This is a genomic window from Ralstonia sp. UNC404CL21Col (assembly GCF_000620465.1).
GTDB lineage: Bacteria > Pseudomonadota > Gammaproteobacteria > Burkholderiales > Burkholderiaceae > Ralstonia > Ralstonia flatus.
Genome location: NZ_JIBE01000003.1, coordinates 1219404 through 1236000, shown reverse-complemented (window position 1 = coordinate 1236000; position 16597 = coordinate 1219404). Strand labels below are relative to the sequence as shown.

14 protein-coding genes are annotated in these 16597 nt (G+C 66.2%); 3 read left to right on the top strand and 11 right to left on the bottom strand.

Translation table 11 applies throughout. The features are described 5' to 3' along the window. Window positions 1-51 precede the first annotated feature (51 nt). The 3 genes from N511_RS0105930 (at window position 52) to N511_RS0105920 (ending at window position 4871) form a co-directional block, all read left to right on the top strand. Window positions 52-1209, top strand: a complete 1158-nt coding sequence (locus tag N511_RS0105930; RefSeq protein ID WP_027678449.1) for an acyl-CoA dehydrogenase family protein — start codon at window positions 52-54, stop codon at window positions 1207-1209. 3 nt (window positions 1210-1212) lie between these two features. Next, the gene (locus N511_RS0105925) at window positions 1213-3207 is read left to right on the top strand and encodes an acetyl/propionyl/methylcrotonyl-CoA carboxylase subunit alpha (protein WP_027678448.1); all 1995 of its coding nucleotides are present in this window, start codon (window positions 1213-1215) and stop codon (window positions 3205-3207) included. A 77-nt stretch (window positions 3208-3284) separates the two neighbouring features. Beyond that, window positions 3285-4871, top strand: a complete 1587-nt coding sequence (locus N511_RS0105920) for an AMP-binding protein (protein WP_027678447.1) — start codon at window positions 3285-3287, stop codon at window positions 4869-4871. Between the two features lie 6 nt (window positions 4872-4877). Here the strand turns inward: N511_RS0105920 and N511_RS0105915 are convergent, their stop codons facing one another. The 11 genes from N511_RS0105915 to N511_RS0105865 all read right to left on the bottom strand — a co-directional run bounded on the left by N511_RS0105915 (window position 4878) and on the right by N511_RS0105865 (window position 16597). Beyond that, window positions 4878-5567: a TetR/AcrR family transcriptional regulator gene (locus tag N511_RS0105915; RefSeq protein ID WP_027678446.1), complete on the bottom strand. Its 690-nt coding sequence runs from the start codon at window positions 5565-5567 to the stop codon at window positions 4878-4880. A gap of 61 nt (window positions 5568-5628) precedes the next feature. Next, window positions 5629-6582: an MBL fold metallo-hydrolase gene (locus N511_RS0105910; protein ID WP_027678445.1), complete on the bottom strand. Its 954-nt coding sequence runs from the start codon at window positions 6580-6582 to the stop codon at window positions 5629-5631. Between the two features lie 12 nt (window positions 6583-6594). Continuing rightward, a complete protein-coding gene (locus N511_RS0105905) occupies window positions 6595-6861 on the bottom strand; it encodes a DUF1289 domain-containing protein (RefSeq protein ID WP_027678444.1) in 267 nt (88 codons plus the stop codon). 10 nt (window positions 6862-6871) lie between these two features. Continuing rightward, window positions 6872-7372, bottom strand: coding sequence for a YbaK/EbsC family protein (locus tag N511_RS0105900; protein ID WP_027678443.1), 501 nt, complete (start codon window positions 7370-7372; stop codon window positions 6872-6874). Between the two features lie 22 nt (window positions 7373-7394). Beyond that, window positions 7395-8324 carry a hydroxymethylglutaryl-CoA lyase gene (locus N511_RS0105895; RefSeq protein ID WP_027678442.1) on the bottom strand — a complete coding sequence of 310 codons (930 nt, stop codon included), beginning with the start codon at window positions 8322-8324 and terminating at the stop codon, window positions 7395-7397. 1 nt (window position 8325) lies between these two features. Beyond that, complete coding sequence (locus N511_RS0105890) at window positions 8326-9267, bottom strand: 2-hydroxyacid dehydrogenase (RefSeq protein WP_027678441.1); 942 nt, start codon at window positions 9265-9267, stop codon at window positions 8326-8328. A 109-nt stretch (window positions 9268-9376) separates the two neighbouring features. Continuing rightward, complete coding sequence (locus N511_RS0105885) at window positions 9377-11401, bottom strand: acetyl/propionyl/methylcrotonyl-CoA carboxylase subunit alpha (RefSeq protein WP_027678440.1); 2025 nt, start codon at window positions 11399-11401, stop codon at window positions 9377-9379. Between the two features lie 700 nt (window positions 11402-12101). Then, complete coding sequence (gene bioB, locus N511_RS0105880; RefSeq protein ID WP_027678439.1) at window positions 12102-13181, bottom strand: biotin synthase BioB; 1080 nt, start codon at window positions 13179-13181, stop codon at window positions 12102-12104. A gap of 43 nt (window positions 13182-13224) precedes the next feature. Then, complete coding sequence (locus tag N511_RS0105875) at window positions 13225-14019, bottom strand: enoyl-CoA hydratase/isomerase family protein (RefSeq protein WP_027678438.1); 795 nt, start codon at window positions 14017-14019, stop codon at window positions 13225-13227. Then, complete coding sequence (locus N511_RS0105870) at window positions 14016-14960, bottom strand: dienelactone hydrolase family protein (protein WP_027678437.1); 945 nt, start codon at window positions 14958-14960, stop codon at window positions 14016-14018. Before N511_RS0105870 ends, N511_RS0105875 begins: the two co-directional genes overlap by 4 nt. Window positions 14961-14989: 29 nt before the next feature. Further along, complete coding sequence (locus tag N511_RS0105865) at window positions 14990-16597, bottom strand: carboxyl transferase domain-containing protein (protein ID WP_027678436.1); 1608 nt, start codon at window positions 16595-16597, stop codon at window positions 14990-14992.

Here is a 16597-nt window from a genome sequence, read left to right as displayed (position 1 = left end):
AAATCCATACACGAAACAGCCCAGCACACCAGGACAACGGAGCGAGACACCATGCACTTCACGCACGAACACCAGGAACTGCAGCGCAACCTGAAACGCTTCATCGACAGCGACATCAACCCATACGTGGATGAATGGGAAGCGGCCGAGATGTTTCCTGCCAAGCAGCTCTTCAAGAAGATGGGCGAGCTGGGTTTTCTCGGCATCGCCAAGCCCACCGAATTCGGCGGCCTCGGGCTCGACTATTCGTATGCGATGGCGATGGCCGAGACGCTCGGGCACATCCACTGCGGCGGCGTGCCGATGGCGATTGGCGTGCAGACCGACATGGCAACGCCCGCGCTCGCACGCTTCGGTTCGGACGAACTGCGCGCACAGTTTCTCGCCCCCGCCATCAGCGGCGATGCGGTGGCCTGCGTTGGCGTATCGGAGCCGAGCGCCGGCTCCGACGTGGCGAGCATCAAGACCACCGCGCGCAAGGACGGCGGCGACTACATCATCAACGGCAGCAAGATGTGGATCACCAACAGCCTGCAGGCCGACTGGATGTGCCTGCTGGCCAACACGTCCGATGACCCGGCCCACCGCAACAAGTCGCTCATCATCGTGCCGATGAACACGAAGGGCGTGTCGGTCGGCAAGAAGATCCGCAAGATCGGCATGAATTCGTCGGACACGGGCCTCATCTACTTTGACGACGTGCGTGTGCCGCAGCGCTACCGCATCGGCGAGGAAGGCAAGGGCTTCACGTACCAGATGCTGCAGTTCCAGGAAGAGCGCCTGTGGGCCGCGGCCAGCAGCCTGGCGACGATGACGATGTGCATCGAGACCACCGCCGAGTACGCACGCGAGCGCAAGCTCTTCGGCGCCAGCCTGCTCGACAACCAGTGGGTGCACTTCAAGCTGGCCGAGCTGAAGACGGAGGTGGAAGCGCTGCGCGCGCTCACGTATCGCGCCTGTGACCTGTACATCAACGGGCAGGACGTGACGGAGCTGGCATCGATGGCCAAGCTCAAGGCCGGGCGCCTCGCGCGCATCGTACCCGATGCCTGCCTGCAGTTCTGGGGCGGCATGGGCTTCACGTGGGACAACCCGGTCTCGCGCTATTACCGCGACGGGCGCCTGGGCTCGATTGGCGGCGGCGCAGACGAGGTGATGCTTGGCATCATCTGCAAATACATGAACACGCTGCCGGGCAAGAAGGGCTGAACGATGGCCGCCCCGCATGCCGCCTTCCGCTCGGTTCTCATCGCCAACCGGGGCGAGATCGCCTTGCGCATCATGCGCACGGCGCGTCGCCTTGGCATGCGCACCGTTGCCGTGTATTCCGACGCTGACCGCGATGCGCCGCATTGCCCCGCCGCCGATCTCGCGTTGCCGATTGGCGCATCGCAACCGCAGGCTTCGTACCTGAACATTGCGGCGTTGCTGGAGGCGGCGCGCAAGTCGGGCGCACAGGCGGTCCATCCAGGCTATGGCTTCCTGGCCGAGAGCGATGCCTTTGCCGGCGCATGCGCAGATGCCGGCCTCGTCTTCATCGGGCCGCCCGCAGATGCCATCCGCGCAATGGGCAACAAGGCCGGCGCCAAGCGTCTCATGGAAGCCGCCGGCGTGCCGTGCGTGCCGGGCTATCAAGGCGAAGATCAATCCGCCGAACGCATGGCGGAGGAAGCCGCACGGATTGGCTACCCGGTGATGATCAAGGCGGCCGCTGGCGGCGGTGGACGCGGCATGCGGCGCGTGGATCGGGCAGAGGAGTTTGCGGCGGCGCTGCAGTCTGCGCGCTCGGAAGCGGAGAACGCGTTTGGCTCGGGCGAGTTGATCCTTGAAAAGGCCATCGTCGAGCCGCGCCACATCGAGATTCAAGTCTTTGCCGATACGCACGGCAACGTGGTCCACCTCGGGGAGCGCGATTGCTCGGTGCAGCGCCGGCATCAGAAGGTGATTGAGGAATCGCCGTCACCGGCCGTATCGCCCGAACTGCGCGCGCGCATGGGCGCGGTGTCGGTGGCGGCGGCACGCGCCATCGGCTATGTGGGTGCGGGCACGCTGGAATTCCTGCTCGCCCCCGACGGCGCGTTCTACTTCATGGAGATGAACACGCGCCTGCAGGTCGAGCATGCGGTGACTGAAGCGATCGTCGGCGTCGATCTCGTCGAGTGGCAGTTGCGCGTGGCGCTGGGCGAGCCGCTGCCGCTTGCGCAAGACGCCATCGATGCACGCCGCGCGCAAGGCGGGCACGCCATCGAAGTGCGGCTGTGCGCAGAAGACCCGCAGCAGAATTTCCTGCCGCAGAGTGGCACCGTCGCCCGCTGGCGTGCGCCCGAAGAGGTGCGCACAGACCATGCGTTGGCCGACGGGCTCGTCGTCTCGCCGTACTACGACTCGATGCTCGCCAAGATCGTCGCGCACGGCACCGACCGCGCCGATGCGTGCCGACGTCTTGCGCGCGCCCTGGATGATTGCCTGCTGCTTGGGCTGCCGACCAACCGGGCGTTTCTGCGCGACTGCGTGGCGCATCCGGCGTTTCTTGCCGGCGATGTGTCGACGGCGTTCATCGACCGCCATTTCCCCGCGGCGACGCGGCAGGCGGCCGTACCCGATGCAGCGGTCTGCCAGGCGGCTGCCGTGCTGCTCACCCACTTGCGTGAAAACACCGCACGCCGCTATCCCGCAGAACTGCATGGGTGGGCCTGCAGCCGCACCTATCCCACGCTGTGCCGTTTCACGCTCGACGGCGAAGCGATCGACATGCGCGTGCGTGCGCTCGGTGCGCAGCAATGGGAACTGGTCTGGGACGGCGGTGCCACGCAGGTGGCGCTTGTCTCTGAGGGCGAGGGTCGCATCACGCTGGCGCTGGGCGACACGTTCCACGCGGTGGATTACGCCGTCACGGCGGGCACTTGCCACTTCGTGCTGAATGGCATCGAGCACACCGCCATCGATACCACCTACGCCAAGGCCGAGCGCAGCGGCGCGCAAACCGGCAGCGGCCGCATCAGCGCCCCGATGAACGGCCGCGTGGTTGCCGTGCACGTGGCCGAAGGGGAGGCCGTCAGCGCCGGTCAGGTGCTGCTGGTGGTGGAGGCGATGAAGATGGAGCACAGCATTGCCGCGCCGCTCGCAGGCGAGGTGAGGGGGCTGTTCACCCAGGTCGGGGCACAGGTTGCGCCCGGTGGGTTGCTGATGGAGATTGCCGCGGCCTGACGGCTCCATCGTTTCGTCATGCAATTCGTGCAGTTCGTGCGGTCCATGCGGTCCATGCAGTCCACAGGAGACGTCCCATGTCCGAAGCCACGCCAGACACCACGCTCGAAGCCAACCTGCTGAACCGGGTGGCGCTGGGCGATACGTTGCATCGCAGTGCACGCAAGTTCAGCGCGAAGGTCGCGCTGGTGGACGGCCCGCGCCGCATGACGCATGGCGAACTCAATGCAGACAGCAATCGCTATGCGCACGCGCTGCTTGCAAGCGGCCTCAGGCCCGGCGACAAGGTCGCGATGGTGTGCGGGAACTCGGCGCAGTTCCTGGTGGCCGCATACGGCATTCTCAAGGCGGGGCTGGTGTGGGTGCCGATCAACGCGATGCTCGGGCCGGAGGATGTGCGCTACATCCTCGAACATGCCGAGGCGCGGCACGTGGTGATCGACGCGGCGCTGTACCCGACGCTGCGCGACACGCTGGCGGCGCTGGGGCTGCCGGCGCACCAATGCTTCGGTGAACCGGTTGCCGACGGGCCGCAAACGGTCGAGCAAGCGTTGCAAGGCCACGCCGATACGCTGCCCGCCGTGGTCATCGACGACCGCGATCTCGCGCTCATCATGTACACCAGCGGCACGACCGGGCGGCCCAAGGGGGCCATGCATTCGCACCGTTCGGTGCATGCCGCGCTGATGTCCAACGTCGCCGGCCTGAATCTGAACGAGACCGATGTGTTCTCGTGCCTGCTGCCGATGTTCCACTGCGCGCAGTTTGCGACGGCCGCGTCCGCGATGATGGTGGGCGCCACGCTCGTCATCCAGCGCGGCTTTGATCCGGCAGCGCTGCTCGACGCGATTGCGAACGAGCGCATCACGCAACTGTTCGGCCTGCCGCTCATGTACGCCGCGCTGCTGCACCATCCGCTGCGTGCGCAGCGGGATCTCTCCAGCCTGCGCCTGTGCCTTTATGCGATGGCGCCGATGGCCAAGCCGCTGCTCGAACGCCTGATTGCCGAGGTGTGCCCGAACTTTGCCCTCGGCTCCGGGCAGACCGAGATTTTCCCGATGACGATGTACTTCGCGCCCGACCAGCAACTGCAGCGCACCGGCAACTATTGGGGCCAGCCGTGCATGGTGAACGAAGCAGCGGTGATGGACGATCAAGGCAATCTGCTCGGCCCGAACCAGTTGGGCGAGATCGTGCACCGCGGCCCCAACGTCATGCTCGGCTACTACAAGGACCCGCAGGCCACGGCCAACGCGCGCCGCTTCGGCTGGCACCACACGGGCGACCTCGGCATGTGGGATGCCGACGGCCAGCTTCAGTTCAAGGACCGCATCAAGGACATGATCAAGACCGGCGGCGAGAACGTGCCTTCGGTCAAGGTGGAAGAAGTGTTGCTACGGCACCCGGCCGTGGCGAATGCGGCAGTGGTCGGCTTGCCGCACGCGCACTGGGTGGAAGCGGTGGCGGCGTTTGTCTGCCTCAAGCCCGATGCACAGGCCGATGCCGCCGCGCTGCAGGCGCATTGTCGGGCGCATCTCGGCAGCTTCGAGGTGCCCAAGCACATTGCCGTGGTCGACAAGCTGCCCATGACGGCGACGGGCAAGATCCAGAAGCACGTGCTGCGCAGCGCCAACCAGACGCTGTTCGAGGGCGAGGCCCGCTAAGGAGCGCTAGGCCGCCGGCTGAGGCGGCGTACGCAGGATGAACAGCACCGCCTGATCGGCGAGTGCATCGATGCTGATGCCAGCGCCGGCCTGATACCACTGCGCCGTCCAGTTCAGCGCACCGAACATCAGCAGCCGATCGACGGGCGTCGGCTGGGCCCATTCGCCGGAGGCGCGCAGTCGATCGATCACGCGCGTCCAGATGTCTTCGTACCGATCCTTGAGCGCGATGATGCGTTCCTGCGCCTGTGCATCGAGCGAGCGCCATTCGTACAGCATCACCGGAATGAAATCCTGGTTCGGCGCGAGCAGCGTGTAGAGGTGTGCGCGCACGAGCTGCCGCATTGCCTCGCGCGGCGGCAGGTGGTCGATATCGATGGCTTCGATGTCGGCCAGCGCCACGGTCAGGCCGTGTTCGATCACCGCCTGCAGGATGTCCTGCTTGGTCTTGAAGTAGTAGAACCAGCTGCCTGCATGCACGCCCGTGGCGGCGGCAATGTCGCGCACCGTGGTGTTGCCGTAGCCCTTCTCGCGGAACAGCCTGGCCGATTGCTCGATCAGCGCGCGGCGCAAGCCCTCGTTGGCATCCTGTGCGGGGCGGCCGCGCTTGCGGCGCGGTGCTTCGGCTTCAGTGGCCGCTTCAGAGGCGCCTTCGGTGGCAGATTCGGGCGGGTTCGGTGTGGCGGGTGTCGGCATGCCCTGGGGAGGAGAAGAGGCGTCGCTGCATTGTAGCGGGGCATCGCCACCGCGCGGCACGTCAATCGCGGTTCAGGATGCGGTCGTGTTCGACGGTGGCGGCGCCCGCCTTGACCAGCGCCGCAATCGCGGCATCCAGCAATGTCTCCATCGATTGGCTCGCGAAGAAGCGCGCTTGCAAGTGCGGCATCAGCGTGGTCTGCGTGAACCACGCGAACAGCGCATCGTGCGACAGCGCCTGCTGCTCCAGCAGCTTGAACTTCACCAGCACGCGGATGGCGTGCAGCGCGTTGCGCTCGGGGTCTGCGCGCAGATAGGCCAGCCGTCCGAGCGAAGCGTCAATCGCCGCGTTGACGTCGGTGAACGGACGGCCGTGTCCGGGAATCACCACGCGCGCGTCGAGCTGCGCGATGCGCTCAAGAATGGCCTGCTGTTCGGCAAAACCGCTTTCGCCTTCCAGCTCGGGAAAGATCACGCCAAAGCCGCGTTCCCACAGGGCGTCGGCCGAGATCAGCACGCGCGTGTCGGGGTTGAAGAGGATGACCGCGTGCGGATCGTGCCCGGGTGCGCTGATGACCTGCCAGTCGAAGCCGCCCAGTCGCGCGGTCATGCCGTCCGCCAGGGCCGCGTCGGCATCGTTGTCAGGCAGCGTGAAGCGCGCGCATTCCTGGCCGGTGGGGCCGTAGCTGAGGGCGTCGGTATCCCAGCGGCGCACGTCGTCGATCTGCGCGGCGGGCACGCGCGTGTGGCTGCCGTAGATGGCCTGCAGCGCTGCGTTGCCGCCGCAGTGGTCGGAATGCAGGTGCGTGTTCAGCAGACGGCGCAGCGGCTTGCCTTGCAGCGCGTGCTGCACCAGCGCGACGGTTTGCGGGGCGTGCGTCAGATAGCCGGTGTCGACCAGCGCGCAACCACCGTGCGCTTCGTCATCGAAGAACAGGATGTTGTTGGACGACAGCCAGCCGCGCTCGAACACGCGCATCGAATCCGGAAGGGTGACGATGTCGTGTTCGGCCATGGTGATCAGCGGTCAGGCGCAGGGCGCGTCGTTAAGCCAGGCGCAGGCGCGCTCGGGCAAGGTTTTCCACACGGCCAGACGAGCCGCGTCGTTCATGGTCGACCACGCGGCAATTTCGTCGATCGTGCGCATGCAGCCGATGCACAAGCCGCGCGCGTCGTCCATCTTGCAGACGCTGATGCACGGCGACGACACCGGTTGCGCACGCTCCGCCTGCTGGCGGCTGTTGCGCAACTTGCCGAGCGACAGCTTCAGTTGCGCGCGGGTGCAGGCGTCCATGCTTGGGCGATCAGTCGCGCTGGGCAATGTCGGCCACGGGCGCGCCGGTCATCGCTTCGAGTTCGGCAGGCGTCAGGTTGAACACGGCATGCGGGTGGCCGGCCGCGGCCCACACGCTGTCGTATTGGAACAGGTCTTGGTCGAGCAGCATCACGGGCTTGACCGCATGGCCGACCGGACACACGCCGCCGATGGCGTAACCGGTCTTCTCGCGCACGAACTTCGCATCGGCCTTGGCGAGCGCACCCACGTGCGCGGAAACCTTTGCCTCGTCGACACGATTGGTGCCGCTGGCGATCACCAGCACCGGCACGTCGTCTTCTGCGCGGCGGAAGATGATCGACTTGGCGATCTCGGCCACGGAGCAGCCCAGGCCGGCAGCCGCCTCGGCGGAGGTCTTGCCGGTGGCCGGCAGCATCACGATGGCTTTTTCGTAGCCGAGCGTGCGAAGGTGGTCGGCCACGCGTTGGGCGGATTCAGGCAGGGGGGCGTTCGTATCGGTAGCGGTCATCGTCGTGTTTCTGGATGGGGTTTCAGATACAGGCCTGGGCGATCTGGTCCTGCAGCTTGAGCAGCAGCGCGCGGCCCGCACGGGAGGCTGTCGGGCGGCCGATGGCCTGCGAGATGAAGTCACCCGCAAGCACGACCTTGTCGAGGTCGATGCCGGTGCGGATGCCCAGGCCGTGCAGCAGGTACAGCACATCTTCGGTGGCGACGTTGCCGGTCGCGCCCTTGGCATACGGGCAGCCGCCCAGCCCCGCCACCGAGGCGTGGAAGATCGCGATGCCGACTTCCAAGCTGGCGAGGATGTTGGCCAGCGCCTGGCCGTACGTGTCGTGGAAATGGCCCGAGAGGCGGTCGATCGGGAACGTCGCCGCGGCGGCTTCCATCACGGTTTTCACCTTCCCGGCCGTGCCCACGCCGATGGTGTCGGCAATGTCGATCTCGTCGCAGCCCAGATCGGCCATGCGCTTGATGACATCCAACACCGACGACACCGGCACCTCGCCCTGATACGGGCAGCCCAGCGAACACGAGATCGACCCACGCACGCGAATGCCTGCACCCTTGGCGGCCTTGGCCACCGGCACAAAGCGTTCGATCGACTCCGCAATCGAGCAGTTGATGTTCTTCTGCGCAAAGGCCTCGCTGGCGGCGCTGAAGATCACGATCTCATCCGCGCCCGCTGCGGCCGCGCCCTCGAAGCCCTTCATGTTGGGCGTGAGCACGGAGTACAGCGTGCCCGGCCGGCGCTGGATGCGTGCCATCACGTCGGCGCCGTCGGCCATCTGCGGCACCCATTTGGGCGACACGAACGAGGCGGCTTCCACGTTGACGAAGCCGGCGTCGGACAGCCGGTTCACCAGCTCGACCTTGGTGTCCGTCGAGACCGGCGACTTCTCGTTCTGCAGACCATCGCGCGGGCCGACCTCGACCACCTTCACAAAATTCGGCATGCTCATCTCAGTACCCTCGTTGCAGATCGACGATGCCGGCAATCGGCTCGCCCGCTTCCAGCGCGCGGATCTTGCGCGCGATCTGGGCAATGCTGACCTCGCGCAGCGTCAGCGCCGAAATGTGCGGCGTGATGTGGATGCGCGGTTCGGTCCAGAACGGGTGGTCGGCAGGCAGCGGCTCGGTGCGGAACACGTCGAGCGCGGCCCCGGCCACATGCCCGCTACGCACGGCGGCCAGCAGGTCGTCTTCCACCACATGCTTGCCGCGTGCCACGTTGACGACGAACGCGCCCGGCGCGAGCTGTGCGAGCAGCTTTGCGTCGATCACGTTTTCGGTGTCGGCGGTCAGCGGCAGCACGTTCACCAGCACCCGCGTGCCGGCGAGAAAATCCGGCAGGGCATCGCTGCCCGCGCGGCAATCGACGCCATCGACGTGCTTGGCGGAGCGGCTCCAGCCGCGCACCGGAAAGCCGAAGCCTGCCAGCGTCTTGGCGATGTGCGTGCCCAGCACGCCCAGGCCAAGCACGCCGACGACGAATTCGTCGCGGTTGAACGGCTTGAGGAATCGCCACATCTTCGCTTGCTGCTGACGCTCGTATTCGTCGAGCCGGCGGAAGAAGCGCAGCACGGCGTGCGTGACGTACTCGCCCATCTGCGCGGCCATGCCGGCGTCGTCCAGCCGGACGATCGGCAGGCCTTCGGGAATGGCGTCGGGCGATTGCGCGCGCAGGCCCAGGATCGCATCGACGCCCGCACCGAGGTTGAACACCGCGCGCAGGTCGCGGCGATCGCGCAGCATGTCGGCGGGCGGTTGCCACACCACGGCGTAGTCAGCATCCTGCGCCGCACCTTGCTCCCACACCGATAGCCGCGCCTCGGGCAGTGCCTGCGCAAAACCATCGAGCCAGGGTTGGGGCTTGCCGTCGGGCGTGTAGATCTGGATGTGCATGTGGGGCGACTTCAGTGCGGGTGATTGACGTATACGTCAAGCAGTGTAGCAGGGGCCGCCAACGCGTGTGGCGGCCCCGCTTGGGCCTCGTCCGGGCGTCATACAGCCGTTATTCGGCCGGCTTGAACGCCAGCAGTTGCACGCCTTCCGTTACCTGATCGCCCACGCCATACAGCACGGATTCGACGACGCCGTCGGCCGGTGCGGTGAGCGTGTGCTCCATCTTCATGGCTTCCATGACGACCAGCGGCGCGCCCTTCGTGACGGTCTGCCCGGGCGCGGCCAGCACGGCGATGACCTTGCCGGGCATCGGCGCCGTCAGCTTGCCGCCTTCGTCATCGGCTTCGCCGGCATGGGCGAGGGGGTCGTGACGCTCGAGCGTCCAGTGCGCGCCACCGGTGAAGACGTGGAAGGCATCGCCATCGGCGTGCACCTGGCCGGTCGCCTTGTGCGTGCCGAGCGTGACGGTGAAGGTCTCGGCGTGGCGCTGCGAGGTGAAGGGCGCTTCGCTGCCGCCAGCTTTCAGCCGCGAGCCGTCGCGGCCGTAGACGAGCGTGGCGTCGATCGACTGATCGCCATGCGTGAAACGCAGCGTGCGCTCAGCAGCACCGTTCAGCCGCCAGCCGCTGCCGCGTGCCCACGGCGAATGCGGATCGCGCGTGTCGGTGCGCAGGCTGCGCGCCTCGCGGGCGAGCAATGCTGCCACGGCCAGCGCGATGGCGTCTTGCGGCACGTCCGGTGCGGCGGGGAACAGCGTGTCGTGATTGCGCGCGATCAGGCCGGTATCCAGATCGGCGGTCGCAAACGGCTTCGATGCAACAAGCCGGCGCAGGAACGCCACGTTGGACGACAGCCCCACCAGGTGGAAGCTGCCCAGCGCCTGCAGCATGCGCGCGAGCGCTTCGTCACGGTCGCGGCCCCAGACGATCAGCTTGGCGATCATCGGGTCGTAGTACGGGCTGATGGCGTCGCCTTCGCGCACGCCAGCGTCGATGCGCACGGCGGCGGGTTCGCCATTGGCTTGTGCGCCCACGGTGAACTCCACCGCTGCCGGCGTGCGCAGCACCTTCAGCGTACCGATCGAGGGCAGGAAATCGCGGTCGGGATTTTCAGCGTAGATGCGCGCTTCGAGCGCGTGACCGTGAATGTGCAGGTCGTCCTGCGTGCGCGGCAGCGGCTCGCCGGAGGCCACGCGCAATTGCCATTCGACGAGGTCTTCCCCGGTGATCATTTCAGTGACCGGGTGCTCGACCTGCAGGCGCGTGTTCATCTCCATGAAGTAGAACGTGCCGTCTTCGTCGACGATGAACTCGACCGTGCCGGCGCCCACGTAGCCCACGGCGCGCGCGGCAGCCACGGCGGCTTCGCCCATCGCGCGGCGGCGCTCCAGTGTCATGCCCGGGGCGGGCGCTTCTTCCAGCACCTTTTGGTGGCGGCGCTGCACGGAGCAATCGCGCTCGAACAGGTAGACGGCATTGCCGAGGCTGTCGGCGAAGACCTGGATTTCAATGTGGCGCGGGCGCGTGAGGTACTTCTCGATCAGCACGCGGTCATCGCCAAAGCTGGAGGAGGCTTCGCGTTTGACTGAGGCGAGCGACGCTTCAAACGCGTCGCCCGATTCCACCACGCGCATGCCCTTGCCGCCGCCGCCCGCGCTCGCCTTGATCAGCACCGGATAGCCGATGCGATCGGCCTGCGTGCGCAGGAAGGCCGCGTCCTGGTTGTCGCCGTGGTAGCCCGGGACGAGCGGCACGCCCGCCGTTTCCATCAGCGCCTTGGCCGCGCTCTTGCTGCCCATCGCTTCGATGGCCGAGGCCGGCGGGCCGACGAAGATGATGCCGGCGTCTGCGCAGGCTTTGGCGAAGGCTTCGTTTTCCGAGAGGAAGCCGTAGCCGGGATGGACGGCTTGCGCGCCCGTGGCGCGTGCGGCTTCGAGGATGCGGTCGGCGCGGAGGTAGCTGTCGCGGGCGGCGGGCTCACCGATGTGGATGGCTTCGTCGCAGGCCGCGACGTGGCGGGCGTTGGCGTCGGCATCGGAGTAGACCGCGACCGTGCGGATGCCGAGCTTGCGGCAGGTGGCGGCGACCCGGCAGGCGATTTCGCCTCGGTTGGCGATGAGGAGCTTGGTGATCATGGTGTTGTTACGTCTCCTGGTTTTGGTTTTGCACTTGTGGTGCATTCCTTGTTTCATCCCCTGCCGGGGCGGGCGGTATTGGTCCATCCCTGTTTCGTACCCTGCCGGGCACGACCTACTTTTCTTTGTCTTGCCAAAGAAAAGTAGGCAAAAGAAAGGCGCGCCCGAGATGGCGACCCCTTCCTTGAATTTGTGTAACCGGGCGGAGAGGGAGGCAAACTCGCTTCGCTCAGACAAGCCTCCCTCTTTTTTCCGCCCGCTTACACAAATTCAAGGCGCCATCTAGGGCAGGAACGTCAACGGCCAAACCGCTGGTGTGCATGCGCTGTCAGGCTCTTGCTTGTTGCTGTGTGATGCTTTGCTTCGCTCGCCGTCTCCAACTGGTTTTGCTTGCTTCGCTCCGCGTCTTGCCGCGTACCCACTACTGCGTTTGCGTCTCGATGGTGGGGCCGTTGATGCCCTAGATGGCGCCTTGAATTTCTGTTGCAGAGAGGAAAAAGAGAGGAGGCTGTCTGAGCGAAGCGAGTTTGCCTCCTCTCCCTCTCTGCGACATAAATTCAAGGAATCCTTCGCCATCTCGGGCGCGCCTTTCTTTGCTTACTTTCTTTGGCAAGACAAAGAAAGTGAGTCGGCCCCGGCAGGGGACGAAAGGGGAGCAGACCACCAACAAAAAACCAAGACCCACCCCCACAACAAAGCATCAGTCCGCAGGCGTAATGTCGATATGGCAATGCGACGAATGCGCCCCAGCATGCGCTTCATGGTGCATGTGATCCTGCACCTCCACCCGCATCCCCAACCGCGCCAGCAGCTTCCGATCCGCATCCGCCTCCGGGTTATCCGTCGTCAGCAGCTTCTCGCCATAGAAGATCGAGTTGGCGCCCGCCATGAAGCACAGCGCCTGCAGCGCATCGTCCATCGCTTCGCGGCCAGCGGAGAGGCGCACCATCGCCTTGGGCATCGTGATGCGCGCCACGGCAATCGTGCGCACGAAATCAAACGGGTCCAGTTCTTCGTTGCCCGCCAGCGGTGTGCCTTCCACCTTCACCAGGTTGTTGATGGGCACCGAGTCCGGATACGGCTCCATGTTCGCCAGCTCGGCGATCAGGCCTGCACGCTCGTGCACCGATTCCCCCAATCCGACGATGCCGCCGCAGCACACGTTGATGCCCGCTTCACGCACGTGTTCGAGCGTGTCGAGCCGGTCTTGATACGTGCGCGTGGTGATGATCTCGCCGTAGAACTCGGGCGCGGTGTCGAGGTTGTGGTTGTAGTAGTCCAGGCCCGCTTCCTTCAACTGCGCGGCCTGTTCCTGCTTGAGCATGCCGAGCGTCACGCAAGTCTCCAGCCCCATCGCCTTCACGCCGCGCACCATGTCGGCCACGGCGTCGAGTTGATGCGGCTTGGGGTTGCGCCACGCCGCGCCCATGCAGAAGCGGCTGGCGCCGTTTTGCTTGGCGCGCGATGCCGCTTCCAGCACTGCGTCGATCGGCATCAGCTTTTCAGCCTCGACACCCGTGTCGTAGCGCGCCGATTGCGGGCAGTACGAGCAGTCTTCGGGGCAGCCGCCGGTCTTGATGGACAGCAGCGTCGACAGCTGAACCGCATTCGCATCAAAGTTGGCGCGGTGCACCTGCTGCGCCTGGAACAGCAGGTCGTTGAACGGCAGCGCGAACAGCGCTTCGATGGCTTCGCGGCTCCAGCGGGCGTTGGGATTCTGCCCGGGCGTGGGCGGCACCTTGGCGGCGTTCGGCACGAAGTTCAGTGGAGTGGATTGCATGAGGACTTCCTTCAAGTGATGCGTGGTTTCGTTGTTATGCGGGTCAGGCCGGCAGCAGCCAGTTCGGCTTGCGCTTGCCCAGGAAACTTTGCACGCCTTCGCGGCCTTCTTCCGAGGCGCGGATGGCGGCGATGCGCTCGGCGGTATCCGCCAGCAAGGCGTCGTTGACAGCGGCGCCAGAGACTTCACGCACGAGGCGCTTGCTCTCGCGAACGGCATTCGGGCTGTTGGCGACGAGCGCGGCGGTAATGTCGCCCACCTTGGCGTCAAGGGCGTCTGCGCTCACCAGCTCATGCACGAGGCCCAGGCGATGCGCCTCTGCGGCGGAGAAACGCTCTGCGGTGATGAAGTAGCGGCGCGATGCCTGCTCGCCCAGCGCGCGGATCACGTATGGGCTGATGGTGGCCGGAATCAAGCCAAGCTTCGCTTCCGACAGGCAGAAGTTGGCCGTGTCGACAGCGACGACGATGTCGCACGCGGCGACCAGGCCGACGCCGCCGGCATACGTGTCGCCCTGCACGCGCGCGATCACGGGCTTGGGGCAGGTGTAGATGGCGCGCAGCATTTCTGCCAGGCGCAGGGCGTCGGCGCGGTTCTCGTCATCGGAGTAGCCCGCCATCTTCTTCATCCAGTTGAGGTCGGCGCCCGCGCAGAAGGCGGGCCCGTTGCCGGACAGGACGATGGCGCGCACGCTGGGCTCATCGGCCAGCGCGCGGAACGCACCGGTCAGCTCGGCGATGACGGTCTCGTTGAAGGCGTTGCGCACGTCAGGCCGATTCAGCGTGAGTGTGGCGACGGCGCCGTTCTGTGCGAAGGCGAGGGTCTCGAAAGTGTTCATTCCGGCTCCTTGTTGGTGTCGGACTTGGGGTCGTCGGCGCCGGAGGCCTCTGCGGCTGTGGGGCTGGCTGGGCCGACCGGACCGACAGGGCCTGCGGGCAAGCCCAGTTCGCGCAGGAAGGCGTCGACCTGCGGCAGCCAGATGCTCAACCCCGCGTGGCTGGCGAACATGCCGTGCGAGTCGCCCCTGAAGGTGCCGAAATCCACCAGCCGGCCTTTGCCGCCCGCACTCGTGTAGGCCGCGAACATCTTCTCGGGCATCGGCTTGGGCCAGTAGCTGTCGTTGTCGCCGTAGAACCAGAGCGACGGGTAGCGTGACTGGCGGCCGTACGTTTCAAAGGCGCGCACGAGATTGCCTTCCCAATCGACGCAGGTGTCGTTGCGCAGGCCACCGGCAAAGTTCACCAGCCCACGCACGCCGGGGTAGGCGATGGTACCGAAGGCCAGCGTGGTCAAACCGCCGTGCGACTGGCCCATGACGACGATGCGGTTGCGGTCCACGTACGGCTGCGCGGTCATGTAGTCGAGTGCGGCCACCACGTCTTCTGCCTGGATGATGCCGTTGGCTTCGACGTTGCAGCCGCTGCCGATATACGCGCCGCCGGATTTCGAAAACCCCTGCCGCATCGGGATGGCAACCACGTAGCCGCGTGCGACCAGCGCCGCCGCCTGCTCGCTGTAACGGGCACGCGATTGGAATGCCGCCTTGCCGCGCGCCTTGCCGTGATTGAGCACGATGAGCGGGAAGGGCCCGTCGCCGGCCGGCTTGTAGACGGTCGTCTCCAGCTTGACGGTGAAGATGCCCGCAGACTTGGGCACCTCAACGATGGTCTCGCTGATGCCCGGCGGCGCCGTTTCACTCGCATGCGCGGCGGCAAGCAGCAGCGCGCAGCCAACGGCTGCCAAGGCGCTGCGCCACGTTCGCGCGGTGTTGCTGTTCACTGCAGATCCCTGTTCGATGGGCGGCCCGCTTACATGCGGAACACGCCGAAGTTCATGTCGCCGATCGGTGCGTTCAGGCTGGCCGACAGCCCCAGGCCCAGCACGCTGCGCGTGTCGGCGGGGTCGATCACGCCGTCGTCCCACAGGCGTGCGCTGGCGTAGTACGGATGGCCCTGGCGCTCGTATTGGTCGCGGATCGGCGCCTTGAAGGCGGCTTCTTCATCCGCGCTCCACTGGCCGCCCTTGGCCTCGATGCCGTCGCGGCGCACGGTGGCGAGCACGCTGGCCGCTTGCTCCCCGCCCATCACCGAGATGCGCGCGTTCGGCCACATCCACAGGAAGCGCGGCGAATAGGCGCGGCCGCACATGCCGTAGTTGCCCGCGCCAAACGAGCCACCGATGATGACCGTGAACTTCGGCACCTGCGCCGTCGCCACCGCCGTCACCATCTTCGCGCCGTTCTTGGCGATGCCTTCGTTTTCGTACTTGCGGCCGACCATGAAGCCGGTGATGTTCTGCAGGAACACCAGCGGGATCTTGCGCTGGCAGCACAGCTCGATGAAGTGCGCGCCCTTGAGCGCCGCCTCCGAAAACAGGATGCCGTTGTTGGCGATGATGCCCACCGGGTAGCCCCAGATGCGCGCAAAGCCGCAGACGAGCGTCGTGCCGTAGCGCGCCTTGAATTCGTCAAAGGCGGAATCGTCGACGATGCGGGCAATGACTTCGCGCACGTCGAACGGCTTGCGCGTGTCGGTCGGGATCACGCCGTAGAGTTCTTCGGCCGCGTAGCGCGGCTCGACCGGCGCATGAATCTGCACCTGCTCGGGCTTGCGGCGGTTCAGGTGCGCGACGATGCTGCGGGCTTGCGCCAGCGCGTGCGAATCGTTGTTGGCGAAGTAATCCGCCACGCCGGAGAGGCGCGTGTGCACATCGGCGCCACCGAGGTCTTCTGCGCTCACCACTTCGCCGGTCGCGGCCTTCACCAGCGGCGGGCCGGCCAGGAAGATCGTGCCCTGTTCCTTGACGATGATCGACTCGTCGCTCATGGCCGGCACATAGGCGCCGCCCGCCGTGCACGAACCCATCACGACCGCAATCTGCGGAATGCCCTTCGACGACAGGTTGGCCTGGTTGTAGAAGATGCGGCCGAAGTGGTCGCGGTCGGGAAACACGTCGTCCTGGTTCGGCAGGTTGGCGCCGCCCGAATCGACCAGGTAGACGCAGGGCAAGTGGTTCTGCTCGGCAATCTCCTGCGCGCGCAGGTGCTTCTTCACCGTCATCGGGTAATACGTGCCGCCCTTGACCGTGGCGTCGTTGCAGACGATCACGCATTCCTGCCCCGAGATGCGGCCGATGCCGGTGATGATGCCGGCGCCCGGTGCGGCGTCGTCGTACATGCCGTACGCGGCCAGCTGCGAGAACTCCAGGAACGGCGTGCCGGGGTCGAGCAGTTGCTGCACGCGGTCGCGCGGCAGCAGTTTGCCGCGGGCGAGGTGCTTGGCGCGGGCGTCGTCACCGCCGCCCTGGGCGATGCGCGCCACCTTGTCGCGCAGGTCGGCGACGAGCGTGCGCATGGCATCGGCGTTGGCCTTGAAGTCTTCAGCGCGGGGGTTCAGCTTGGTCTCTAGCGTCGGCAT